Annotated in this window: 16 protein-coding genes; 11 read left to right on the top strand and 5 right to left on the bottom strand. The window is 71.7% G+C overall.

The genetic code is table 11. The features are described from left to right. Positions 1–54 precede the first annotated feature (54 nt). Both guaB and ACIPSA_RS10135 read left to right on the top strand, forming a co-directional pair. A complete protein-coding gene (gene guaB, locus ACIPSA_RS10140; protein WP_402631290.1) occupies positions 55–1560 on the top strand; it encodes an IMP dehydrogenase in 1506 nt (501 codons plus the stop codon). A 157-nt stretch (positions 1561–1717) separates the two neighbouring features. After that, positions 1718–2842 carry a GuaB3 family IMP dehydrogenase-related protein gene (locus ACIPSA_RS10135; protein ID WP_402631288.1) on the top strand — a complete coding sequence of 375 codons (1125 nt, stop codon included), beginning with the start codon at positions 1718–1720 and terminating at the stop codon, positions 2840–2842. Positions 2843–2921: 79 nt separating this feature from the next. Here the strand turns inward: ACIPSA_RS10135 and ACIPSA_RS10130 are convergent, their stop codons facing one another. Beyond that, positions 2922–3461, bottom strand: a complete 540-nt coding sequence (locus ACIPSA_RS10130; protein WP_402631285.1) for a hypothetical protein — start codon at positions 3459–3461, stop codon at positions 2922–2924. A gap of 150 nt (positions 3462–3611) precedes the next feature. Continuing rightward, the gene (locus ACIPSA_RS10125) at positions 3612–4820 is read right to left on the bottom strand and encodes a nucleotide sugar dehydrogenase (RefSeq protein ID WP_402631282.1); all 1209 of its coding nucleotides are present in this window, start codon (positions 4818–4820) and stop codon (positions 3612–3614) included. 285 nt (positions 4821–5105) lie between these two features. Here ACIPSA_RS10125 and ACIPSA_RS10120 point away from each other — a divergent pair, with 285 nt between their 5' ends. Continuing rightward, complete coding sequence (locus tag ACIPSA_RS10120; protein ID WP_402631279.1) at positions 5106–6812, top strand: glycerol-3-phosphate dehydrogenase/oxidase; 1707 nt, start codon at positions 5106–5108, stop codon at positions 6810–6812. Between the two features lie 77 nt (positions 6813–6889). Here the strand turns inward: ACIPSA_RS10120 and ACIPSA_RS10115 are convergent, their stop codons facing one another. After that, a complete protein-coding gene (locus tag ACIPSA_RS10115; protein WP_402631277.1) occupies positions 6890–7951 on the bottom strand; it encodes a serine hydrolase domain-containing protein in 1062 nt (353 codons plus the stop codon). Positions 7952–8120: 169 nt separating this feature from the next. Here ACIPSA_RS10115 and ACIPSA_RS10110 point away from each other — a divergent pair, with 169 nt between their 5' ends. The 4 genes from ACIPSA_RS10110 (at position 8121) to ACIPSA_RS10095 (ending at position 16871) form a co-directional block, all read left to right on the top strand. Then, positions 8121–10292, top strand: a complete 2172-nt coding sequence (locus tag ACIPSA_RS10110; protein WP_402631275.1) for a serine/threonine-protein kinase — start codon at positions 8121–8123, stop codon at positions 10290–10292. A gap of 165 nt (positions 10293–10457) precedes the next feature. Further along, complete coding sequence (locus ACIPSA_RS10105) at positions 10458–13250, top strand: protein kinase (RefSeq protein ID WP_402631273.1); 2793 nt, start codon at positions 10458–10460, stop codon at positions 13248–13250. Between the two features lie 143 nt (positions 13251–13393). Beyond that, positions 13394–15163 carry a serine/threonine-protein kinase gene (locus ACIPSA_RS10100; RefSeq protein WP_402631271.1) on the top strand — a complete coding sequence of 590 codons (1770 nt, stop codon included), beginning with the start codon at positions 13394–13396 and terminating at the stop codon, positions 15161–15163. Positions 15164–15221: 58 nt separating this feature from the next. Next, positions 15222–16871, top strand: coding sequence for a serine/threonine-protein kinase (locus tag ACIPSA_RS10095; protein WP_402631269.1), 1650 nt, complete (start codon positions 15222–15224; stop codon positions 16869–16871). A gap of 62 nt (positions 16872–16933) precedes the next feature. Here the strand turns inward: ACIPSA_RS10095 and ACIPSA_RS10090 are convergent, their stop codons facing one another. After that, positions 16934–17845 (bottom strand): AraC family transcriptional regulator, encoded by a 912-nt coding sequence (locus ACIPSA_RS10090; RefSeq protein ID WP_402631266.1) that lies wholly within the window; start codon positions 17843–17845, stop codon positions 16934–16936. Between the two features lie 72 nt (positions 17846–17917). On the opposite strand from ACIPSA_RS10090, the gene ACIPSA_RS10085 reads away from it, so the two are divergent. The 4 genes from ACIPSA_RS10085 to ACIPSA_RS10070 all read left to right on the top strand — a co-directional run bounded on the left by ACIPSA_RS10085 (position 17918) and on the right by ACIPSA_RS10070 (position 23556). Next, positions 17918–18820, top strand: a complete 903-nt coding sequence (locus ACIPSA_RS10085) for an MBL fold metallo-hydrolase (RefSeq protein ID WP_402631264.1) — start codon at positions 17918–17920, stop codon at positions 18818–18820. A gap of 46 nt (positions 18821–18866) precedes the next feature. Next, complete coding sequence (locus ACIPSA_RS10080; RefSeq protein ID WP_402631261.1) at positions 18867–19910, top strand: serine/threonine-protein kinase; 1044 nt, start codon at positions 18867–18869, stop codon at positions 19908–19910. 137 nt (positions 19911–20047) lie between these two features. Continuing rightward, positions 20048–21673: a succinic semialdehyde dehydrogenase gene (locus tag ACIPSA_RS10075; protein ID WP_402631258.1), complete on the top strand. Its 1626-nt coding sequence runs from the start codon at positions 20048–20050 to the stop codon at positions 21671–21673. Positions 21674–21744: 71 nt separating this feature from the next. Then, on the top strand, positions 21745–23556 hold the full coding sequence (locus ACIPSA_RS10070) for a GMC family oxidoreductase N-terminal domain-containing protein (protein ID WP_402631255.1): 1812 nt from the start codon (positions 21745–21747) through the stop codon (positions 23554–23556). A 101-nt stretch (positions 23557–23657) separates the two neighbouring features. On the opposite strand, the gene ACIPSA_RS10065 is transcribed toward ACIPSA_RS10070, so the two are convergent. Further along, positions 23658–24647: an LPXTG cell wall anchor domain-containing protein gene (locus ACIPSA_RS10065; RefSeq protein ID WP_402631252.1), complete on the bottom strand. Its 990-nt coding sequence runs from the start codon at positions 24645–24647 to the stop codon at positions 23658–23660. Positions 24648–24750 lie beyond the last annotated feature (103 nt).

The raw sequence follows: 24750 nt of genomic DNA, 5'->3' as shown, positions 1-24750 counted from the left end.
GCTTCCCGTTAGCATGGACATCCGCACCGATCAAGGCCATTTGGGGAAGGTGTCATGACTGCCAACGTCGACGGAGTGCCCGGAAAATTCGCGACACTCGGGCTGACCTACGACGACGTGCTGCTGCTGCCGGGCTCGTCGGACATGGCACCCGACGAGATCGACACCGCCTCGTACGTCTCCAAGAACGTGCGGGTCAACATCCCGCTGCTGTCCGCCGCCATGGACAAGGTCACCGAGTCGCGCATGGCGATCGCGATGGCCCGCCAGGGCGGCGTCGGCGTACTGCACCGCAACCTGTCCATCGAGGACCAGGCCAACCAGGTCGACCTGGTGAAGCGTTCGGAGTCCGGCATGGTCGCCGACCCGATCACGGTGCACCCCGACGCCACCCTCGCCGAGGCCGACGCCCTGTGCGCCAAGTTCCGCATCAGCGGTGTCCCGGTGACGGACGGCAACAAGAAGCTGCTCGGCATCGTCACCAACCGTGACATGGCCTTCGAGAACGACCGCTCGCGTCGGGTCCGCGAGGTCATGACGCCGATGCCGCTGGTCACCGGCAAGGTCGGCATCTCCGGCTCCGAGGCCATCGAGCTGCTGCGCAAGCACAAGATCGAGAAGCTGCCGCTGGTCGACGACGAGGGCGTCCTCAAGGGCCTGATCACGGTCAAGGACTTCGTCAAGGCCGAGAAGTACCCGAACGCCGCCAAGGACGTCGAGGGTCGTCTGCTGGTCGGTGCCGCGGTCGGTGTCGCCGGTGACTCCTTCGAGCGGGCCCAGGCCCTGATCGAGGTCGGTGTCGATTTCATCGTCGTCGACACCGCGCACGGCCACTCCCGACTGGTCGGCGACATGATCGCCAAGATCAAGTCCAACTCCTCCGGCGTCGACGTCATCGGCGGCAACGTCGCCACGCGCGACGGCGCCCAGTCCCTGGTCGACGCGGGTGCCGACGGCATCAAGGTCGGCGTCGGCCCCGGCTCCATCTGTACGACCCGTGTCGTCGCCGGCATCGGCGTCCCGCAGGTCACCGCCATCTACGAGGCGTCCCTCGCCGCCAAGGAGGCCGGTGTCCCGGTCATCGGCGACGGCGGTCTGCAGTACTCCGGCGACATCGCCAAGGCCCTGGTCGCGGGTGCCGACACGGTGATGCTGGGCTCGCTGCTCGCGGGCTGCGAGGAGTCGCCGGGCGAGCTGCTGTTCATCAACGGCAAGCAGTTCAAGTCGTACCGCGGCATGGGCTCGCTGGGCGCGATGCAGTCCCGCGGCGACCGCAAGTCGTTCTCCAAGGACCGCTACTTCCAGGAGGGCGTCGCCTCCGACGAGCAGCTGATCCCCGAGGGCATCGAGGGCCAGGTGCCGTACCGCGGCCCGCTGTCCTCCGTCGTCCACCAGCTGGTCGGCGGTCTGCGCCAGTCGATGTTCTACGTCGGCGGCAGGACCGTTCCGGAGCTGCAGGACAACGGCCGGTTCGTCCGGATCACGTCCGCGGGTCTGAAGGAGAGCCACCCGCACGACATCCAGATGACGGTCGAGGCGCCGAACTACACGCGGAAGTGACGCACGCACGCGTGGAGCGCGTTTTTCACGGCTGAGACGTCGGTGAGGGCGGTCCCGGAGCTTCCGGGGCCGCCCTTCGCGTACCTGCGCGGGGCCCCCGCCGTGCCCGTCGGCGATACTGGTAGACGCTGAAACGCATCAGGGAAAGGCCACAATCGTGACTGAGATCGAGATCGGGCGCGGCAAGCGCGGCCGCCGGGCGTACGCCTTCGACGACATCGCTGTCGTCCCCAGCCGCCGTACGCGGGACCCGAAGGAGGTCTCGATCGCCTGGCAGATCGACGCCTACCGCTTCGAGCTGCCCTTCCTGGCCGCCCCCATGGACTCGGTCGTCTCCCCGGCCACCGCGATCCGCATCGGTGAGCTCGGCGGCCTCGGCGTGCTGAACCTCGAAGGCCTGTGGACGCGGCACGAGGACCCGCAGCCGCTGCTCGACGAGATCGCCGAGCTGCCGGCCGAGGCCGCGACGCGCCGGCTCCAGGAGATCTACGCGGCTCCCATCAAGGAGGAGCTGATCGGCGCGCGCATCAAGGAGGTGCGCGACTCCGGCGTGGTCACGGCGGCCGCGCTCTCCCCGCAGCGCACGGCGCAGTTCTCCAAGGCGGTCGTGGACGCGGGCGTGGACATCTTCGTCATCCGCGGTACGACGGTCTCCGCGGAGCACGTCTCGTCCTCGCACGAGCCGCTGAACCTGAAGCAGTTCATCTACGAGCTCGACGTCCCGGTGATCGTCGGCGGCTGCGCGACCTACACGGCGGCCCTGCACCTGATGCGCACCGGCGCGGCCGGTGTCCTGGTGGGCTTCGGCGGCGGCGCGGCGCACACCACGCGCAACGTGCTGGGCATCCAGGTGCCGATGGCCACCGCCGTGGCCGATGTCGCCGCCGCCCGCCGTGACTACATGGACGAGTCCGGCGGCCGCTATGTGCACGTGATCGCGGACGGCGGTGTCGGCTGGTCCGGCGACCTCCCCAAGGCGATCGCCTGCGGCGCCGACTCGGTGATGATGGGCTCCCCGCTGGCCCGTGCCACGGACGCGCCCGGCAAGGGCCACCACTGGGGCATGGAGGCGGTGAACGAGGAGCTGCCGCGCGGCAAGAAGGTCGACCTGGGCACGGTCGGCACGATCGAGGAGATCCTCACCGGTCCTTCGCACACCCCCGACGGCTCGATGAACTTCTTCGGCGCCCTGCGCCGCGCCATGGCCACCACCGGCTACAGCGAGCTCAAGGAGTTCCAGCGGGTCGAGGTGACGGTGGCGGACAGCCAGCACAAGCGCTAGTCCGCACGGCATCCCGTTCGACGCGAAGGGCCCGTCCACCCGAGGTGGACGGGCCCTTCCGCGTGCGCGCCGGGCTTGTTCAGGCCGCCGCCTTCTTGGCGGCCGAGAACGCGGCCCATGCGGCGATCGCGAAGAACACGAAGGTCAGCGGGTCGGCGTCGGCCTTCCAGGCCTCCTGCACGACGCCGAAGTGCTGGAAGAACACCTCGTTGAAGCTCACTCCGACGGTGTCGGCGCCGATCATGGCCTCGCCGACCAGCTGGCCGAGGTAGACGGAGCCCAGCGCGAGAACGGCGCTGACGACGGAGAGGGCGGGGTTGCGGCCGCCGATCCGGCCGGCCGCGAGTCCGATGACGAAGCCGACGCCGACCGCCGCCCAGCCGATCTCGTGCTTGGTGAGACCGATGACGACGCCGTAGACGGCGGCGGCGACCACGGCGGCACCGAAGGCCGCGACCAGGCCGACGGCGACGTTGTCCTTGGGCGGCGCGGGAGCCACCAGTGGCGGCGGTACGGTGCCGGGCTGCGCGGCGAAAGGCGCCGCCTCGGTGGGCGCCGGCTGGGCGGGCGGGACGGCGTCGACCGGCTCGGGCTGCGGCGGCGGAGCTGACTGGCTCATGACAGGAATCCCCCCACGGGACAGGGCAGACCGGCCTGAGGGGCCGGTTGGAAAGCTGGATGGTGGATCGAAGAGGCGTACGCACACCTGTGCGACGACTGTGGGGGAGATTAACAGGTGCCTCCGACAACGCCACCGGGGTTTTCCCGCTCAGAGCCGGTGTGCGGCCCCCGTCGGCGTCGCCCCGCGCGTGTCCAGCAGCAACTGCGCCTTCACCGACAACCCCTGCATGTCGTACGTCCGGTGCTGCTGGAGCAGGATCGTGAGGTCGGCGTCGGCCGCGGCCTCGTAGAGGGAGTCCGCGCGCGGGACCGGGTGGTCGAGGACGCTCCAGGAGGCCACGTGCGGGTCGTGGTAGCTGACGGAGGCGCCCAGTTCCATCAGCCGGGCCGCGATCTCCTTGGCGGGGGTGGCCTGCTGGTCGGCGAGGTCGGCCTTGTAGGTGACGCCCAGCAGCAGTACGCGCGCGCCGCGGGCCGACTTCCCGTGCTCGTTGAGGAGGGCGGCGGCGCGCTGCACGAGGTAGCGGGGCATGCGGCTGTTGACCTGCTGGGCCAGTTCCACCATGCGCAGGGTGCGCCCCGTGTGGCCCGTCAGGTCCTGCGGGACACCGTGGCCGCCGACGCCGGGGCCCGGCCGGAAGGCCTGGAATCCGAACGGCTTGGTCTCCGCGCAGCGGATGACGTCCCACAGGTCGACGCCCAGGTCGTGGCAGAGGACGGCCATCTCGTTGACGAGCGCGATGTTGACGTGCCGGAAGTTGGTCTCCAGGAGCTGCACCGTCTCCGCCTCACGAGGTCCACGCGCGCGTACCACCTTGTCGGTGAGCCGCGCGTAGAAGGCGGCCGCCGACTCGGTGCAGGCCGATGTGAGGCCGCCGATGACCTTGGGGGTGTTGGCCGGGGTGAAGTCGCGGTTGCCGGGGTCGACGCGGCTCGGTGAGTAGGCGAGGGAGAAGTCACGGCCTGCGCGCAGCCCGGAACCCATCTCCAGCAGGGGGCGGAGGAACTCCTCGGTCGTGCCCGGGTGTACGGGCGACTCCAGGATCACCGTGGTGTGCGGGCGCAGCCGCTCGGCCAGGGTGCGGGCTGCCGCCTCCACCTGGCCCAGGTCGAGCCCGCCGTCCGCGCCCCGTGGGGTCGGCGCGCAGATCACCGCGGTGCGCACCCGGCCGAGTCCGGCCGGGTCGGTGACCGTCCGGAAGCCCCCCGAGAGCATCCGGCGCAGTTCGGCGGGGCTGAGGGAGCCGGCCTCGGGCCCGGTGGCGTACCCGAGCGTGGGGATGCCGGCGGCTACGGCGGCCTGGGCGAGGGGCAGGCCGTAGGGACCGAGTCCGATGACGGCGAGGTCTGCGGGCATGGCGTGGGCCATCCTTCCCAGTAACCGACGCGGGGCAGGTGCGCAAGCCCGGTGGACCTGACGAGCGAGCGCAATGTCACACTAGGAGTAAATATGACCGTTCTGGTGGATTGTTTCCTTGTGTCTTCCGGGGGTTCCGTGGCTGTTGTCCACAGGCTGTGGGCGAGTGGTGGCTGAAGTCGGGCATCCCGGTCAGAATTTGGGCAAGGGGAAGAGGTGACCGGGCTTCGCCCAGCGGGTGCGGCCGACGCGACCGACGTGATCGATCGACAGCGGGAGGCAGCGGTGAGGACAGCGACACTGGGGCCGGCGCAGCGCGCCGAGTCACTGGCGGCCATGGCCGAGCGCGAGCTGGACGTACTGGTCGTGGGCGGTGGAGTGGTGGGCGCGGGCACCGCGCTGGACGCGGTGACACGCGGCCTGTCCACGGGACTGGTCGAGGCCCGCGACTGGGCGTCGGGCACGTCCAGCAGGTCGAGCAAGCTCATTCACGGCGGACTGCGTTATCTGGAGATGCTGGACTTCGCCCTCGTCCGCGAGGCACTGAAGGAGCGCGGCCTGCTGCTGGAGCGGCTGGCCCCCCACCTCGTCAAGCCGGTGCCGTTCCTGTACCCGCTCCAGCACAAGGGCTGGGAGCGCCTGTACGCGGGCTCGGGAGTCGCGCTCTACGACGCCATGTCGATGGCCCGCGGCCATGGCCGGGGCCTGCCGCTTCACCGCCACCTGAGCCGCCGTCACGCCCTGCGTGTCGCGCCCGCGCTGCGCAAGGACGCCCTGGTCGGCGCGTTGCAGTACTACGACGCCCAGATGGACGACGCCCGCTATGTGGCGACGCTGGTGCGCACGGCGGTGTCGTACGGCGCGAAGGCCGCCAACCGCGCCCGTGTGACCGGCTTCCTGCGCGAGGGCGAACGGGTCGTCGGCGCCCGGGTCCAGGACGTGGAGGGCGGCGGCGAGTACGAGATCCGCGCCAAGCAGGTCGTCAACGCCACCGGCGTGTGGACCGACGACACCCAGGCGATGGTGGGGGAGCGGGGGCAGTTCCACGTCCGCGCCTCCAAGGGCGTCCACCTGGTCGTCCCCAAGGACCGCATCCACTCCACGACCGGCCTGATCCTGCGCACCGAGAAGTCCGTCCTGTTCGTCATCCCGTGGGGCCGCCACTGGATCGTCGGTACGACCGACACCGACTGGGACCTGGACAAGGCCCATCCGGCCGCGTCCAGCGCGGACATCGACTACGTGCTGGAACACGTGAACTCGGTGCTCGCGGTGCCCCTTTCCCGCGACGACGTCCAGGGGGTGTACGCGGGACTGCGCCCGCTGCTGGCGGGCGAGTCCGACGCCACCAGCAAGCTGTCGCGCGAGCACACCGTGGCGCATCCGGCGCCGGGGCTGGTGGTCGTCGCGGGGGGCAAGTACACGACGTACCGGGTGATGGCCAAGGACGCGGTCGACGAGGCGGTGCACGGCCTCGACATGCGGGTCGCCGAGTGCGTGACCGAGGACATTCCGCTGCTGGGCGCGGAGGGCTACCGGGCGCTGTGGAACGCGCGGGCGCGGATCGCCGCTCGGACCGGGCTGCACACGGTGCGTGTGGAACACCTGCTGAACCGGTTCGGCTCGATGGCGGAGGAGGTCCTGGACCTCATCGCCTCCGACCCTTCCCTGGGCGAGCCGCTGCAGGCCGCCGACGACTATCTGCGCGCCGAGGTCGTGTACGCCGCCTCGCACGAGGGCGCGCGGCACCTGGACGACGTGCTGACCCGCCGCACCCGCATCTCCATCGAGACCTTCGACCGGGGCACCCGAAGCGCCCGCGAGGCCGCCGAACTCATGGCGCCCGTCCTCGGCTGGGACAAGGGCCAGATCGAGCGCGAGGTCGAGCACTACGAGAAGCGGGTGGAGGCCGAGCGGGAGTCGCAGTTGCAGCCGGACGACCAGACGGCGGACGCGGCGCGCCTGGGGGCGCCGGACATCGTGCCGTTGTGAGCGGCCCTGTCGGCTTGGTGCGGTTATCACCCGAACGAGTGTCGTGAACCGGGATCTTCGTTCGGAACCGGCTCGTTCTACGTGGTGCGAGGGCAGAACTCGGCCGCGAGCAGCGTGGGTTCGAGGTCCGGATCTGCGATCGCGTCCGTGTTCACACGGAAGGTGAGGACACGGCGGCCGCCGGCGGTGGCGGCGGTGCGCACATAGCTGCCGGATATGCGGCCGTTGTGTCCCCACACCGTGATGCCGCACGGAAGCTTCGTGGGAAATATCCCCATACCGTACGAGCCATGTGCGGTACGGGTGTTGAGCATCTCGTGCATCCAGTGCGGGGGCAGCAGCTCGCCGCCCAGCAGGGCCGCGTAGAAGCGGTCCAGGTCGTCGAGCGTGGTCACCAGCTCGCCCGCCGCGCCGGCCACGCGCGGGTCGAGATCGGTGACCTCGGATCCGCCGGCCGTGTAGGCGCGGCCGTGCGGGGAGGGAAGCGTGGTGCGGGTTCCGGGAAAGGAGGTGCCCGTCAGACCCAGGGGAGCGATGATGCGCCGCTCGGCCTCGGTGGCGTACGAGTGGCCGGTGACCTGACGGATGACCATGCCGAGCAGGACGTAGTTGGTGCTGGAGTAGGAGAAGCGGCCCGGGCGGGCCTGGGGGAGGGCGAGTGCGATGGTCACGGCCTGAAGCGGGGTCAGGGGCACGGTGCCCCTGGTGACCGTGGTGAAGTCGGCGAGGCCGCTGGTGTGGGTGAGCAGGGCGCGCAGGGTGATGTGCCGTCCGTCCACGTGTGCCCCGCGCACCACGCCCGGCAGGTGCTGCTCCACCGTGTCGGACAGGGACAGCCGGTGCTCGGCCGCGAGTTGCAGGACGACCGTGGCTATGAAGGTCTTGGTGATGCTGCCGGCGCGGAAGCGGTCGGCGCGGCCGATGCCCCTTCCCGCCCCCGTGTAGTGGTCGACGGGCGGGTTGCCGGAGTCGTCCCCGTCATCGGTCAGCAGAGCGGCGGCAGGCACCCCGCCCCGGGTGACGAACAGCGGAAGGACCGCGTCGGTGGCCGCGGCCCGGGGCGCGGTGCAGAGCGCGACCGGGCCGACGAGGAGGGCCAGAGCCGTCGAAATGGCCGGCAGTGTCCGAAGTGGCGGCATCCTGACTCCTCTCTTGTCGAGGTCATCATGCACGGAAGCGGAACGTGCGCTTCATGGTGTCCCCAGGTGCACGGACACCACCACAGGGTGACGGGCACCCTGGGCGTCGGCCGCTTGTCGGGTGAGGGACAATGGAGGCTCTGTCAGGGCGGGTTGCATGAGGGGACGCATGTCGGAGGCGGAGCGGGCGGGGACATCTCGTCAGGACACTCGTCAGGACAAGAGCGAGCGTCTTCTCGCCGGGCGGTACCGGCTGGGAGATGTGCTCGGCCGCGGCGGCATGGGCACGGTGTGGCGCGCCGAGGACGAGACCCTCGGCCGGACGGTGGCCGTCAAGGAGCTGCGGTTCCCGTCGAACATCGACGAGGAGGAGAAGCGGCGCCTGATCACGCGCACCCTGCGTGAGGCCAAGGCGATCGCACGGATCCGCAACAACAGCGCGGTGACGGTCTTCGACGTGGTCGACGAGGACGACCGGCCGTGGATCGTGATGGAGCTCGTCGAGGGCAAGTCCCTCGCCGAGGTCATCCGGGAGGACGGCCTGCTGGAGCCGAAGCGCGCGGCGGAGGTCGGGCTCGCGGTCCTCGACGTGCTGCGTTCCGCGCACCGCGAAGGCATCCTGCACCGCGATGTGAAGCCGTCCAACGTGCTGATCGCCGAGGACGGCCGGGTCGTGCTCACCGACTTCGGCATCGCCCAGGTCGAGGGCGACCCGTCCATCACCTCCACCGGCATGCTCGTCGGCGCCCCCTCCTACATCTCCCCGGAGCGGGCCCGAGGACACAAGCCGGGACCGGCGGCCGACCTGTGGTCGCTCGGCGGCCTGCTGTACGCGTCGGTCGAGGGCGTGCCGCCCTACGACAAGGGGTCGGCGATCGCCACGCTGACCGCGGTGATGACCGAGCCGCTGGAGGAGCCCAAGAACGCGGGCCCGCTCAGGGGCGTCATCTACGGGCTCCTCAACAAGGATCCCGCCAAGCGTCTCGACGACGCGGGTGCCCGTGCGCTGCTCAACACGGTGGTTCACGCGCCCGAGCCGGAGTCGATGGACGCGACACGGGTCGTTCCGCTGCCGGCCCAGCCCGAGAAGACCAAGGGCAAGAGCGGTACGGACGAGGGCGGTTCGGCCGGTGCCGGGGGCAAGCGGGCCGGCGAGGCCGGGGAGAAGCTGCGCGGCGCGCTGCGTTCCGTGCGGAAGTCGGCCGGGGCGGCCACGTCGGCGGCCGCGGCGCGGGCGAAGAACGGCGGCGGGGGCGAGGGCGCGAACGCGTCGGGAGCCGTCGGGACTTCGGCTTCCGGTGTTACCGGTTCCGGCGGCGCGGGCACCAAGAGCGCCGGCGCCGGTGGTGCGGCTGCCCAGGGGGCGAACTCCGCGGGGGCGGCCGGGACCGCTTCCCCGACGGGATCGGCTGCGGGGACGGCCTCGGTGCCGGGGCCCGGTGGCCGGGACCGGGGTGCGCAGGGCGCGAACGCTTCCGGTGGGCGGGCGAGTTCGGGCTGGCCCGTGGTTCCGCCGCCGGACCTGCCGCCGCGGCCGGTGCCCAGGGCGCCGCTCACCGATGTGGTGCCGAAGCGCACGCTGGTGATCATCGTGGTGGTGGTCGTCCTCGCGCTCATCGGCACCGTGCTGGCCCTCACGATCCCCGGCGGTGACGGCGGCGACTCCAAGGGCTCGAAGAGCGGCAGCGGTTCCAAGACCACCGCGAGCGCCGGTGCGAGCGCCTCCACCAAGGAGGACAAGGGGGGTAAGGGAGGCAAGGGGGGCAATGACAGCGGCACCGGCACGGACGGTGACAGCTCCGCCTCCGCCACGGCAGGCTCGACGAGCGGGACCGGGACCACGGTGAGCGCGAGCGCGGCCGGCGGCGACACGGGATCCTCGGGTTCCGACGGCAGCGGCGGGAGCGCGCCGGCCGTGTCGACCCACAAGGGGAGCCAGGGGTACTCGATAGGGCTGCCCAAGGGATGGAAGTACCAGGGCAGCAGCGCGGCGGGCGACCGGTTCACCGGGCCCGACGGGCAGAAGCTGCTCGTCGCCTGGACCAGCACGCCCAAGGACGACCCGGTGGCGGACTGGAAGAACCAGGAGCACTACATGGTGCGTTCGCAGTACCAGAAGATCCGGATACAGGCGGTGAACTACCGCGGCTGGAACACGGCCGACTGGGAGTTCACCTACGTCGAGGGCGGCACGAAGTACCACACCATCGACCGCGGGTTCGTCGTCAACGACCACACCGGCTACGCGCTGATGTACACCGCGAAGGCCTCGAAATGGGACAGCGGGTTGCGCAAGGACACCTGGAAGACGCTGACGGAGTCCTTCAAGCCCGCGTCGTGAGTCGAGCGGTCCCGGGGTTGGGGCGTGAGAATCTCCCATCCCTCATTGAGAATTGCCTCCGGCACGTATCGTGAGTGGTTGCGGACCGTACGCATTTTGACTATGTGCGCGGAACAGGCCGTATGACGAACGGATTTGACCAACCGGGCGGCCGGGGGAGGCAGTGTGGACGACTACGCGGGCCGGGTGCTCGCCGACCGATACCGCCTGCCGCTGCCGCCCTCCGACGAGTACGAACTCACCGAGACCCGGGCCTTCGACACCTACAGCGGGCAGGAAGTCCTCGTACGGCAGGTGCCGTTGCCGGAGGTCGTCGAGGCCGAGGTGCTCGACGCCGACGGGCTGCCCGAAGGTTTCACGGCGCGTGACCGCGGGTCGCGGCGGCCGCCCACGGCACGGACGGCCACACGGCGGCCCGCCGACCCGGCGGTGCGCAGGGCGGTGGAGGCCGCGCAGGCCGCGGCCCGCGTCCCCGACCACCCCCGGCTCGACCAGGTCTTCGACGTGTTCGCCGAGGGCGGTTCGCTGTGGATCGTCAGCGAGTTGGTGTCCGCTCGCCCGCTTGCCGCACTGCTGACCGAGAAGCCGCTGACGCCGTATCGGGCGGCCGAGGTCGCCTCCGACGTCCTGATGGCGCTGCGGGTGCTGCACGCCCATGGCTGGGTGCACCGCAACATCACCGCCCGCACGGTCCTCGTCTGCGACGACGGCCGGGTGATGCTCACCGGCCTCGCGGTCGGCGCGGCCGAGGAGGCGTTGTGCGGGTACGACCCGGTGCCGGACCAGGAGGGCTTCCGGGAAGGGCCGACGGGCGGTAGCGCCGCCGAGGGCGGTGGCTCCGCCGGCCGTGCGGGGGCCGTTGGCGCGGGCGGCCAGGCCGGTCCGGGCGGCACAGCCCCCGGTGAGGTGGATCCCGAGACTGCTCGGCGTGCCGCGATTCAGGCGCGGGCGGCCGGAGGGTTGCCCGGACCCGGGGCGGACGGATCCGGTGGGGCCGGAACTTCCGCCGGGGCACCCGCCCCCTCGGCGCCGGAGAGCGGCGCGGACATCAGGGCGGCGCGGGCCGGGGCGATCGCCGCGTACCGCGCGGGCGCGCGGGCCGCCGCCCGGGTGCAGGAGGCGCAGCAGAACGGGCGGGCCGCGCTGCCGGGCGCCCGTCCGCCCGCCGAGGGCGACACCGGCGCCGCCGCCCGGGCCGACGGCACGGCCCAGCCGCCGTACGTCCCCGTGCAGGGCGGCGACCAGGGCCGCAGGGCCGGCACCACGCCCCCCGGCCAGATCGCCGACCCCTACGGCGTGCACGCCTCCCCCTGGCGCGGCGCATCCCCCCGCACCACCCCCGGCGGTGAACGGTCCGCCCTTCCCCCGGCAGGAGCCGCCCCGGGAACCTTCCCCGTGCCCGGGGAGGCCGGTCACACCGCCGTACCCCCGCCCGCCTCCGGCACAGGACCCGGCGCGGGCCCCGCCCCCGCCCCCGCTCTGGACGCGGACGGGCTGCTCCCCGCGCCTGCCCTTCCGTCGCATCCGGGCCGTACTCCCGCCTCGCACAACGGCGCGGGCGGCGCCCCGTCCCCCGCGCTTCCTGCGCAGGCCGGCCGCGCCCCCGCCCTCCCCCCGCACACCGCCACCGGTACCGGTACGGGCGCTCCTCGCCCCCCTGCCCGCTGGGACGACCTGGCCGCCGCAACCCCCGCCCGGCGCGGCCCGGCCACCGCGATCGCCGCCGAGCGGGCCCGGCAGGTGCGGATGACCGTGGTGGGGCCGGTGACCGAGCGCTGGGCGCCGGAGCAGGCGGGGCCGGTGCACGAGAACTGGCAGCTGGCGGCGCCGATCGGGCCGGCGACCGACCTGTGGGCGCTCGGGGCGCTGCTCTTCAGGTCCGTCCAGGGGCACGCCCCGTACCCGGAGGAGTCGACGGCCGAACTGGTGCAGCTGGTGTGCGCGGAGCCGCCCGCCTTCGCGGAGGAGTGCGGGCCGCTGCGGCCGGTGGTCGAGTCCCTGCTGCGGGCGGACCCCACCGAGCGGCCGGAGTTCGAGGAACTGCGGGGCTGGCTGCGGTCGCTGGTGCGCTCCGCGCCCGAGCCGGAGGCCGGCGCGCACGTCGTCGCCGCGCCGCCCGCCGACCCGAGCCGGCTGCCGATCGTGCGACGCCGCGGCGAGCTGGTGCGCAGGCGGCGCGCCGGGCTGCCCGCGACCAGCGCGCACGGGCGGCACAAGCGGGCCAAGGAGGAGGCCCGGGCCCCGCGCAGCCTCGGCCGCACCCTGCTCCTGCTGATCCTGCTCCTGCTGGCCGGCGCGGTCGCGTACGCCATGCTCTTCATGCCGAAGGCGGACAGCAGGGGCGCGGCGAGCGGCGACCGGACGGGAGCCGCTGGTCAGGTGAGCCAGGCGCCCGAGACCGGCGACAAGCCGACGTCCGGGCAGAGCTCGCGGCCGTCCAGCAGCCATTCCGCCTCCACCTCGGCCCCCTCCACCGAGACGCAGACCACCACCGACCCGTCCGTCGCCGACGGCTTCGTCCTGCGCAAGGATCCCGAGAGCTTCCAGGTCGCCGTCGCCAAGGGCTGGGACCGCGCGGCCCTGAACGGGCGAGGGCAGGTGGTGTACTCGCACGGCGACTTCGAGCTCATCGTCGTACCGGGGCGGGACAGGGCGTCGAAGTACGGCAGCGATCCCATGGCCTACCAGCGGGACAAGGAGAGCGAGCTCCAGCCCTACCGCGACTCCAGCTGGGCCACGGCCACCGGTCTGCGGACCATCGAGGTGGGCGACCGGACCATGGCGGAAGGCCAGTTCACCTGGACCGACGACCAGGGGCGTGACCTGTTCGTCCGCAACATCGCGATCCTCATCGACGGCCGCTACCACGTGGTGCAGGTCCGTGGCCCGGAGGCGGAGCGGGACGAGGTGACGCGGCTGTACGAGCAGGCTTCGGCGACGTACAAGTACACCGGCTGAGCCGCCCCGCCTCGTGGTTCCCCCTCTCCCCGAGAAGCGAAAACCGTCACAGTGCGGTTTCCTTGGGACCCCCGTTGTTCCATGGAGGCAGGACGGTCCTTAGTCTGACCCTGTCAAGAGCATTGCGGGGCAACGTGAATCAGATGCAGGGCCTGCTCATCGCGGGCCGCTACCGGATCGCCGACTCCATCGGCAGCGGCGGCATGGGCCGGGTGTGGCGCGCCCACGACGAGGTGCTCCACAGGGCGGTCGCCATCAAGGAGTTGACCGCAGCGCTCTACGTGTCCGAGAGCGACCAGGCGGTCCTCCTCGCCCGTACCCGGGCCGAGGCCCGCGCGGCCGCGCGGATCAACCACTCCGCCGTGGTCACCGTGCACGACGTGCTCGAACACGACGGCCGCCCGTGGATCGTGATGGAGCTCGTCGAGGGCCACTCGCTGGCCGACGCGGTGAAGGAGCAGGGGCGCATCGAGCCGCGGGAGGCCGCGCGCATCGGACTGTGGGTGCTGCGGGCGCTGCGCGCCGCGCACTCCGCCGGTGTCCTGCACCGCGACGTCAAGCCCGGCAACGTGCTGATCGGCCACGACGGCCGCGTGCTGCTCACCGACTTCGGCATCGCCCAGATCGAGGGCGACACCACCATCACCCGTACCGGAGAGGTCGTCGGCTCGGTCGACTACCTCGCCCCCGAGCGGGTGCGCGGCCTCGATCCGGGCCCGTCCTCCGACCTGTGGGCGCTGGGCGCCACGCTGTACACGGCGGTGGAGGGCCGCTCGCCGTTCCGCCGTACCTCGCCGCTGAGCACGATGCAGGCGGTCGTCGAGGACGAGGCCGGCGAACTCCAGTACGGCGGCCCGCTCGGGCCTGTCATCACCGCCCTGCTCCGCAAGGAGCCGGCCGAGCGGCCGGGCGTGGAGGAGACGGAGCAGATGCTCGCCGAGGCGGCGGAGGGACGACGGCCGAGCTCGGCGCAGGCGTTCGTGCCGACGCGGTACGACGGCTCCCCTTCGGAGTCGTGGGCCGAGTACGGGTCGGGAACCGGTTCCCCGTACGGGTCCGGGACGGGCTCCCAGTACGGCTCGGGGGCAGGCTCCCCGTACGGGTCCGGGACAGGCTCCCGGTCCGGCTCGGGAACGGGGCCGCAGTACGGCTCCGGGACGGGACCCCAGTACGGGCCGGGGACGACCACCCCCCACTTTCCCCCGAACGGCCCGACAGCGGTCGCGTCTGGTGCCACCGCCGCGGTACCCGCCCGCCGTCCGCGCCGCCGCCTCCGTACGCTCGCCTTCGTGGTCGCCTTCGCCGCCGTGCTCGGCGGCGGGGTCGCGGTCGTGCTGCAGAACTGGAACCCGGGGCAGGGGAACGGCGCCGGGGCGGAGTCCAGCCCGGCGCCCGCGGATTCGGCCACCGGCACCCAGGGCCAGGAAGGCACCATTCCCGCGAACTGGGTTCAGTACCCCGACCCGCTGGGCTTCAGCCTCTCCCTGCCCAAGGGCTGGAAGCGGAATGTGGCCAGCGCCGAGGGCGACCTCACGCAGATCGACTACACGCCCGACGGCGGCGACCACTTCGTCCGCATCGCTGTCGACAAGTCACCGGACTTCGCTGACCCGTACCTGCACCAGAAGGACCTGGAACAGGTGCTCCAGCGGAAGCTGACCAGCTACAAGCAAGTGACCCTGAAGGAGAACCTCTACCGCGACCGCAAGGGCTCGTTGTGGGACTTCACCTTCACCGTGCTGAAGAAGGGCTCGCCGAACGGCGTCGAGCCGCGCCGCGCGATCGAGGAGACGTACGTCTCCCGGGAGGGCGTCGAATACGCCATCTACACGGAGTCCCCGGCGCGGGACTGGGGCACCACGAGCAAGCAGTTCAAGTGGGTGCTGCAGGGCTGGCAGCCGGGCGCGTCCTGACGGGCTTGGCCGGACGCCGCCCCGGAGCGGGACCGTCCGGTGCGGCATGATGGGGCACATGGGGACCGAGGGGGACGACTTCCGTGTGATCGCGGGCCGTTACCGTCTGGAGGCTCGGCTCGGGCGCGGCGGAATGGGCGTCGTGTGGCGGGCGACCGACCAGTTGCTGGGCCGGCGCGTGGCGGTCAAGGAGCTCACGCAGGACGACTCCCTCTCGGACGACGACGCCCGACGGCAGCGTGACCGCACCCTCCGCGAGGCCCGCGCGGCCGCGCAGTTGCGGCACGCGCACATCATCGTCGTGCACGACGTGGTGGAGGACGGCGAACGGCCGTACATCGTCATGGAGCTGATCGACGGCGGATCGCTCGCCGACCGCATCTCGGCACGCGGCCCGGTCGACGCCGTCGAGGGGGCCCGTATCGGCATCGACCTGCTGAGCGCGCTGCGCACCGCGCACGCGGCCGGGGTCCTGCACCGTGACATCAAGCCCGCGAACGTGCTGATCGAGTCCGGCACCGACCGGGTCGTCCTCACCGACTTCGGCATCGCGCAGGTCGTGGGCTCCACCACGCTCACCGAGACCGGTTCCTTCGTGGGCTCGCCCGAGTACACCGCGCCGGAACGGATGTCCGGGGCCAGGACCGGGCCCGAGTCCGACCTGTGGTCGCTGGGCGCGCTGCTGTGCACGGTGCTGAGCGGTGAGTCGCCGTTCCGGCGCGACTCGCTCGGCGGCATCCTGCACGCGGTCGTCGCCGCCGAGATCCGTCCGCCCGCCCAGGCCGCGCCGCTGCTGCCCGTCGTACGGGGGCTGCTGGAGCGCGATCCGGACCGGCGGCTGGACGCGGCGGAGGCCGAGCGGATGCTGCGGGCGTTCCTGGAGACGGGGCGCACCCCGGAGGCGGGGAGCGGCCGCACGTCCGGTGGAGGGCGTACGCTGCGGCTCGGCTCGGGCCGTGCGCCGAAGCCGCCGGTGCCGTACACGCCGACCCAGCGCGATGTGCCCCGCCCGGCGCCGGTGCCTCCCGCGGGGGAGCCGCAGGCCAGGCACTCCACGCGGGGTGTGCTGGTGGCGGCGCTGCTCGTCGCCGCGATGGCCGGGGCGGGGGTCTCGGCGGCGGCGCTGCTGATGAAGGGGGGCGGCGGGGAAGGGAAGCAGGTGCCGACGAGTTCGGCACCGGGTACGTCCGCGAGCCCGTCGCCGACTCCGACGGCCACCCGGACCAGTGCCTCGCCGTCCGGCGTCAACACTCGTACGGCACCGTCGGGTTACCGCCTCGCACAGGACTCGGCCGGATTCTCCCTCGCCGTACCGGAGGGGTTCACGCGCAGGCCGCAGGGCGAGCGGGTCTTCTACATGTCGCCGGGGAACATCTTCCGGCTCGGCATCAAGGTGGCCGACCCCGAAACGGGCGGCCCGCTGGGCGTGATGCGCCGGTCGGCGGCCAAGGGCCCGAGCACGAACCCCGGTTACCACGACGGCAGGGTCACCGGGACCACGCACAACGGACACCCAGCCGCGCTCTGGGAGTTCACCTGGCACGGCTTCAGCACGGCGGAGGGCCCCCGGCACACGTACGACCTGTGCTGGGAGGAGTCCGGGCAGCTGTACGACGTGTGGGTGTCGGCGCCGGTGGGGAAGGTGCGGGAGGCCCGGGAGTACTTCGACGTGGCGGTCGACACCTTCTCGGTCACGAAGGAGTTCTGACCCGAGGGACTCCGGCCCAAGGAGCTCTGACTCAAGGAGCTCTGACTCAAGGAGTTCTGACCTCACGGAGTCGCGCCGGTGCGATACCTCCCCGGAGTGACCCCGAACTCCCGGCTGAACGCGTGTGAGAGGGCGTACGGGCTGCCGTAGCCGGTCTCGCGGGCCACGGTGGCCAGGGGGACGTCCGTGTCCCGGAGGCGGGTCGCCGCCAGCGTCAGGCGCCACCAGGTCAGATACGCCATCGGCGGGCGGCCCACCAGCGCGGTGAAGCGACGGGCGAGGGTCGCGCGGGAGACGCCCGCCTCGGTGGCAAGGCTGGCGTTCGTCCAGGGTGCCGCGGGGGTGGTGTGAAGGGCGCGGAGGGCCGTCGTCGTCACCGGGTCGGTCAGGGCCTTCGGCCACACGCCCGTCCGCGCCTCCGTCATCCACGCCCGGACCATGTAGATCAGCAGGAGGTCCAGCAGGCTGGGGAGGGCCAGGCACGATCCCGGGCGGCGGTCGTCCAGTTCGCGGGCCAACAGGTCCACCGCGGCCCGGAGTTCGGGGTGACCGCCGACCCGGTTCGGGAGGTGGACCACCTCCGGCAGTTCCGCCATCAGCGGGTGCACCCGGCTGCGGTCCAGGCGGTACTTGCCGCACAGCAGCTCCACCTCACGGCCGCCCCCACGGTTCCGTACGTCTGTGTCCCGCACCTCCTCGAACCGGACCGCCCGCGCCACATCCGACGCCCCCACCGGGCCGTCCGCCAGCACATGCCCGGCCCCGTGAGGCAGCAGCACCACATCGCCCGTGCCGAGTGCCACCGGCTCCCCGCCCCCGTCCGGCAGCAGCCGACAACTGCCGCTCAGTACGACGTGGAAGCCCGCCCCTTCGTAGGGGGACAGGCGCACGCACCAGCTCCCGGACACCCTCAGGCGGTTGGAGGACGGCCGCCCCGTCCGGACGGCCGAGATCGCATCGCTCACCACATCCATGAGACGTAAGCGTATTCAAATGAGCATCACAAACATTGGGAAGCTCATGGCAGCGCTCCTAGTGTTCATGCCATGGCTGATGACAACGTGCAACGCTTCGTGGTCGGCGACGTCGAGGTCCTCCGGATCGTCGAGTGGCAGGCGCCCTACGCCCCGGCCCCGGACCTCGTTCCGGACGCCGGTCCCGAGGTGTGGAAGGAGAACCGGGATCTGCTGGCCCCCGACCACTGGGAGCCCGGCAGCGATCGCGCGGTCGTCGCGCTCCAGACCTGGGTGCTGCGCAGCGGCGGGCGGACCGTGCTGGTCGACACCGGGGTCGGGAACGGGCGCGAGCGGCCGGGCAACCCGTTGTTCCACCGGAGGGAGGGTGACTTCCCGGGGCGGCTGGAGCGGGCCGGAGTACGGCCGGCCGACGTCGACCTCGTCGTGAACACCCATGTGCACGGGGATCACGTGGGCTGGAACACGCACGACGTCGACGGTGAGTGGGAGCCCACCTTCCCCAACGCCCGGTATCTCATCCCGGCCGCCGACGACTTCCACTTCGGGCCGGAGAACGGGTACGGCGGAGGCGTACGCATCGACGACCGGCTCACCTACGAGGACAGCATCGCCCCCGTCCACCGGGCCGGGCAGGCCGAGACATGGGACGGGGAGTACCGCATCGACGACCTCCTCACCCTGGAGTCCGCCCCCGGTCACACTCCCGGCTCCTCCGTCCTCCGGCTCGCCTCGCGCGGCGAACGCGCCGTCTTCGTCGGCGACTTGCTCCACAGCCCGGTGCAGATCCTGCGGCCCGAGTGCAGCAGCTGCTTCTGCCTCGATCCGGAAAAGGCGGTGGCGAGTCGGACCCGAGTGCTCGAACGTGCTGCTGAGCAAGGCGAGTTGGTCGTGCCCGCGCACTTCGGCGGGAGCGGTGCGGTGGAGGTGCGGAAGGAACATGGCCGCTTCTCCCTTCACAAGTGGGCTTCCTGACCGGCCTGCTTCGACAAGGGCGCGGTACGCGCGGTACTCATGAGGCATGAGCGAAGACGGTGAACATGCGCCCGATGGACGTCTGCTCGGCGGGCGCTACCGGCTGACCGAGCGCATCGGCTCCGGTTCGACGGGCACCGTGTGGCGGGCGTACGACGAGTCGGGGGAGCGGGACGTCGCCGTCAAGGAACTCCGGCTCGCCGCTGATCCGGCGGGCGAGGAGCGCCGGCGGGGCGCCCACCGGCTCCAGCACGAGGCCCGCGCGGCCTCCCGTGTCGACCACCCCGCAGCCGTCCGCATCCACGAAGTCGTCGTCGAGGACGGACTCCCCTGGATCGTCATGGAGTTCGTCCACGGGGAGTCGCTCCGTACGGTCCTCGACCGCGGGCACCTCGCGCCCGCCGAGGCCGCGCGCATCGGGCTCGGCGTCCTCGGGGCCCTGCGCGCCGCGCACTCCGTCGGCATCGTGCACCGTGACGTCAAGCCCGACAACGTCCTCATCGAGTCCGGCACCGACCGCGTCGTCCTCACCGACTTCGGCATCGGCCACGGCCCCGTCTCCGGCGACTCCCTCGGCTTCGTCGCCCCGGAGCAGCTGTCGGGGCGCGGTGCCGGGCCCGCCTCCGACCTCTGGTCCCTGGGCGCCTTGCTCCGCGCCGCCGTGGACCAGGAACACGAGCACGCCCGATCCCTCTCGGCACTGCTCGCGCGGCTCCTGGCGGAGGCGCCGGAGGAGCGGCCGGAGGCCGGGGAGGTCGCGGCGGTACTGGAGGACATCGCCGGGGTGCCGTCGTCGCCGGAGGCACTCAAGCTCGTACCCGAGCCCAAGCCGGTACTCATACCTGAGCCCGAGCCCAAGCCCAAGCCGGTACTCATACCTGAGCCCGAGCCCAAGCCCAAGCCGGTACTCATACCTGAGCCGGAGCCGGAGCCGGAGCCGGAGCCGGAGCCGGAGCCCGAGCGAGAGCCCGTACCCGAGCTCCTGCGCGTACCGGCCCCCCTGCCCGCGCCCGAAGAGACGCCCCCGCCCCGCCGCCCCCTCCTCACCGCCCTCGGCCTGCTCCTCCCGAAAAAACCCGGAGCAGACTGACCGCCGGCCGATCGCCGCCACACAACCCGCTGATCAGCGCATTTGCTGCCAGTGGTCACTGGCGGCATGTGAGCGGTCGGTGAATCCCCGTTACCGGCGGGTACCCAAAGTGGCCACTCCGGCATACCCTGCGCCTCATGACGGACTCGCAGGCCCCGGAACAGGCCCCGGAAATGACCGGCACGAACCCTCTCGCCCCCGCCCCCACGGGCGCCCGTACCGCCGCCGACGTGGTCACGCCGGAGCTGGTCGCCCAGCTCACCAAGGGTGTGGTCGGCTCGGGCCGGACCGCCAACCACACGCCCTTCACCGGCGAGAAGCTGGCCGATCTGCCCGAGTCCACCCCCGAGGACGTGCTCAAGGCCTACGAGGCCGCCCGCGCCGCCCAGGCCGTATGGGCACAGCGACCGGTACGGGAGCGGGCCGCCGTGCTCCTGCGTTTCCACGACCTGATCCTCGAACGCCAGGCCGAGGTGCTCGACCTCATCCAGCTGGAGACCGGCAAGGCCCGCCTCCACGCCCACGAGGAGGTGCAGGCCGTCGCCGTCGCCGCCCGGCACTACGGCCGTAAGGCGCCCGCCTACCTGAAGCCGAAGCGGCACGCCGGCGCCATGCCGACCCTGACCAAGGTGACCGAGCTGCGCCACCCGCGCGGTGTCGTCGGCCAGATCGCCCCCTGGAACTATCCCCTCGAACTCTCCGTCGGCGACGCCCTCCCCGCCTTCGTCGCGGGCAACGCCGTCGTCATGAAGCCCGACACCGAGACCTGCCTGACCGCCCTCTGGGCGCGTGACCTGCTCGTCGAGGCAGGTCTGCCCGCCGACGTCTTCCAGGTCGTGATCGGTGAGGGACCCGTCGTCGGTCCGGAGGTCGTCAAGCACGCCGACTACGTCTCCTTCACCGGCTCCACCCGCACAGGGCGCGAGGTCGCGCAAGGAGCGGCCGCCCGTCTGGTCGGCGTCTCCCTGGAACTCGGCGGCAAGAACGCCATGCTGGTCCTGGAGGACGCCGACATAGAGAAGGCGGCGGCCGGCGCGGTCCGCGCCTGCTTCTCCTCCGCGGGGCAGCTGTGCATCTCCATCGAGCGGCTGTACGTCCACGAGTCGATCGCCGACGCCTTCCTGGAGCGCTTCGCCGCCCGCACGAAGGCCATGCGGCTCGGCAGGTCCCTGGCGTACGGCGCCGACATGGGCTCGCTGGTCGGCGAGCGCCAGCTGGAGACCGTCAAGGCGCATGTGGAGGAGGCCGTCGCCAAGGGCGCCAGGCTGGTCGCCGGCGGTGTCGCCCGCCCCGACATCGGACCGTACTTCTTCGAGCCGACCATTCTCGACGGCGTCGAGGCCCCGATGTCCGTGTGCGCGGAGGAGACCTTCGGCCCGGTCGTCTCCATCTACCGCTTCAAGACCGACGACGAGGCGATCGAGGCCGCCAACTCAACGCCGTACGGCCTGAATTCCTCGGTCTGGACGAAGGACGGCCGGCGCGGGCAGGCCGTCGCGTCCCGGCTGCGCACCGGCACTGTGAACGTCAACGAGGGCTATGCGCCTGCCTACGGCAGCGTCCAGTCGCCGATGGGCGGCATGAAGGACTCCGGCCTCGGCCGCCGGCACGGCTCCGAGGGCATCCTCAAGTACACCGAGGCCCAGACCGTCGCCCAGCAGCGGCTGCTGCCGATGGCCCCGTCGCTGGGCATGGACGACGAGAAGTACGCCGAGTTCATGAGCCGGAGCCTGAAGCTGATGAAGGCATTCCGGTTCCACTAGTCAGCCGGTAGTCATCCGCTGGTCAGCCGGTTGCCGGCAGGACAAACACCCGTTCTCGACGAGGAGAGCACGTGTCGCAGGAGAAGTCTGTCCAGACCCGGGACGAGGACGAGGACGGGTACGACTACGACGTCGTCGTGGTCGGGTCGGGATTCGGCGGTTCCGTCACCGCCCTGCGCCTGACCGAGAAGGGCTACCGCGTAGGCGTCCTGGAAGCAGGCCGCCGCTTCACCCGCGACACCCTCCCGAAGAACTCCTGGGACCTGAAGAACTACCTGTGGGCCCCCCGGCTCGGCATGTACGGCATCCAGCGCATCCACCTGCTGGGCAACGTGATGGTGCTGGCGGGGGCCGGGGTGGGCGGCGGCTCGCTCAACTACGCCAACACCCTCTATGTACCGCCGAAGGCCTTCTTCGACGATCCGCAGTGGCGGGACATCACCGACTGGCAGGAGGAGCTGAAGCCGTACTACGACCAGGCGCAGCGCATGCTCGGCGTACGGCTCAACCCGACCATGACCCCGTCCGACGTGCACCTGAAGGCGGCGGCACAGCGGATGGGCGTGGGCGACACCTTCCACATGGCACCGGTCGGGGTGTTCTTCGGGGACGGCAAGGACGCGGACGGGGAGGCGAAGACGCGGCCGGGCGGCGAGGCCGCCGACCCATACTTCGGCGGGGCGGGCCCCGCGCGCAAGGCCTGCACCGAGTGCGGCGAGTGCATGACGGGCTGCCGGCACGGCGCCAAGAACACCCTCAACGAGAACTATCTCCACCTCGCCGAGAAGGCGGGCGCGGCGGTCCACCCCATGACGACGGTCGTGTCCGTCACGGACGACTCCCGGGGCGGGTACGCGGTCGCGACCCTGCCGACGGACGCGAAGAAGAAGGGCCGGGGGCGCACCTTCACCGCCCGACGGGTCGTCCTCGCCGCCGGCACGTACGGCACGCAGACACTGCTGCACCGGCTGAAGGCGAACGGGCAGCTGCCGTACCTCTCCGACCGGCTGGGCGACCTGACCCGCACCAACTCCGAGGCGCTGGTGGGTGCGCAGACCGACGACCGCCGCTACCGCAAGGCGCACGGCACGGCGAAGGCCGACTTCACGCGGGGTGTGGCGATCACCTCCTCGATCCATCCGGACGAGAACACGCACATCGAGCCGGTCCGCTACGGCAAGGGCTCCAACGCCATGGGCGGCATGTCGATCCTCCAGGTCCCGTACGCCGAGGGCTCCTCGCGTGTGCTGGGCTGGCTGGCGAACGCGGCACGCCATCCGGTGCTGGTCGCCCGCTCCCTGTCCAACCGCCGCTGGTCGGAGCGGACCATCATCGGCCTGGTGATGCAGTCGCTGGACAACTCCCTGACGACGTATCTGAAGCCGAACGGCGTCGGCAAGGGTCTGCTCACCGCCCGCCAGGGGCACGGCGCGCCCAACCCGAAGCAGATCAGGGCGGCCTCGGAGGCGGCCTCCGCGCTGGCCGCGGAGATCAACGGCTTCGCGGGCAGCAATGTGGGCGAGCTGATGGGCACCCCCCTGACCGCGCACTTCCTCGGCGGTTGTCCGATCGGCGATTCGCGCGAGACCGGTGTGATCGACCCGTACCACCGGCTGTACGGCCACCCCGGCATCTCGGTGGTGGACGGCGCGGCCGTGTCCGCGAATCTGGGCGTCAATCCGTCCCTCACCATCACCGCGCAGGCCGAGCGCGCGATGTCGTACTGGCCCAACAAGGGTGAGGCGGACCCGCGCCCGGCGCAGGGAGCGGCGTACGAGCGCCTGAAGCCGGTGGAGCCGAAGAGCCCGGCGGTCCCGTCGGACGCCTTCGGTGCGCTGCGGCTGCCGTTCCTGGGGATGCCGGCGGTGCCGCCGAAGAAGTAGTCCGCGACGGCAAGCGACACGGGCAGAGAAAGAGGGACCCGCGCCCCCCTCCGAGCGCAGGTCCCTCTCTGCTTCTTGCGTTACGCCTTACGCCTTACGCCTTACGCCGCGGCGCCCGTCTTGCGCCGCCGGACCACGAAGACCGTGCCCGCACCGGCGACGACGGCGACACCGCCGACGAGGCCGATCATGGGGAGCGCGGAGCTGGAACCGGTCGAGGCGAGGCTGCCGTTGACCTCCGGCGTGTTGCTGTCCGGCTTCTTGTCGGTGACCGGGGCCTCGCCGCCCTCCTGCGGCTTGGTGCCGCCCGTGTCCGTTCCGGCGGCGACGATCTGGAACTTGTACGCGACGTCGCCGAAGCCGGTGCACTGGGCGTCGTCGTCGCCGTAGATGGTGGCGCCGAGCGAGAAGCCGGCGCCGACCGGGGCGGACGACTTCACGTCGATACGGAGCGGGATGTCGACCTCGTAGCCGGGCTTGAGCTCGTCGGCGTAACCGACGTAGCCGACCGCGTAGCCCTCCTCGTCGAGGTCCTCCCAGACCTTGTCGTCCGGGTTCCAGGCCTGGAGGTGGACCTGCTTGCTCTTGAACAGGTCCTCGCCGTCCTTGTCGGAGGAGGCTCCGGCGAAGAAGGCGAGGCCGTCGAGGGTGGAGTCGGAGTTGTTGAGCACGTCCAGCGAGAACTTGTGCCAGCCGCTGCCCGCCGCGATCTTGCCCGGCAGGCCGGTGATGCTCACGTCGACCTTGGTGTCCTCGCACGCGGACGGCTCGGGCTCGGGAGTCTCCGACTCGCCAGGCGTGCCGGTGGGCGTGGCCGTGTCGGTCGGGGTGGCCGTGCCGGTCGGAGTGGTGGTGTCGGTCGGGGTTGCCGTCGCCGTCGCGGTGGTGGTGTCGGTGGCCGTGGCGGTCGGGGTGGTGGTGTCGGTGGGCGTGGCGGTAGCCGTATCGGTCGGCGTCCCGGTCGTCGTCACGGTCTCGGTGGGGGTCGGCGTCGTCGACTCCTCCGCGAACGCGGCGGGCGCGGACAGCAGCGCGATCGGGGCTATGGCAGCCGTCGCGGCCGCTGCGGCCATGGCACGGCGAAGGTTCATGAAGACCTCGAGAAGTCCTGCGTACTGCGGCAACGCAGTACGCCCGTCGGGTGAGGCCTCCGCGTGTGGGGCGCGGGTGTGGCCCTGGGTTCGGCAGGTGTGA

Source organism: Streptomyces sp. NPDC086549 (assembly GCF_044746205.1).
Taxonomy (GTDB): domain Bacteria; phylum Actinomycetota; class Actinomycetes; order Streptomycetales; family Streptomycetaceae; genus Streptomyces.
This window is presented reverse-complemented; position numbering and strand designations above follow the sequence as displayed.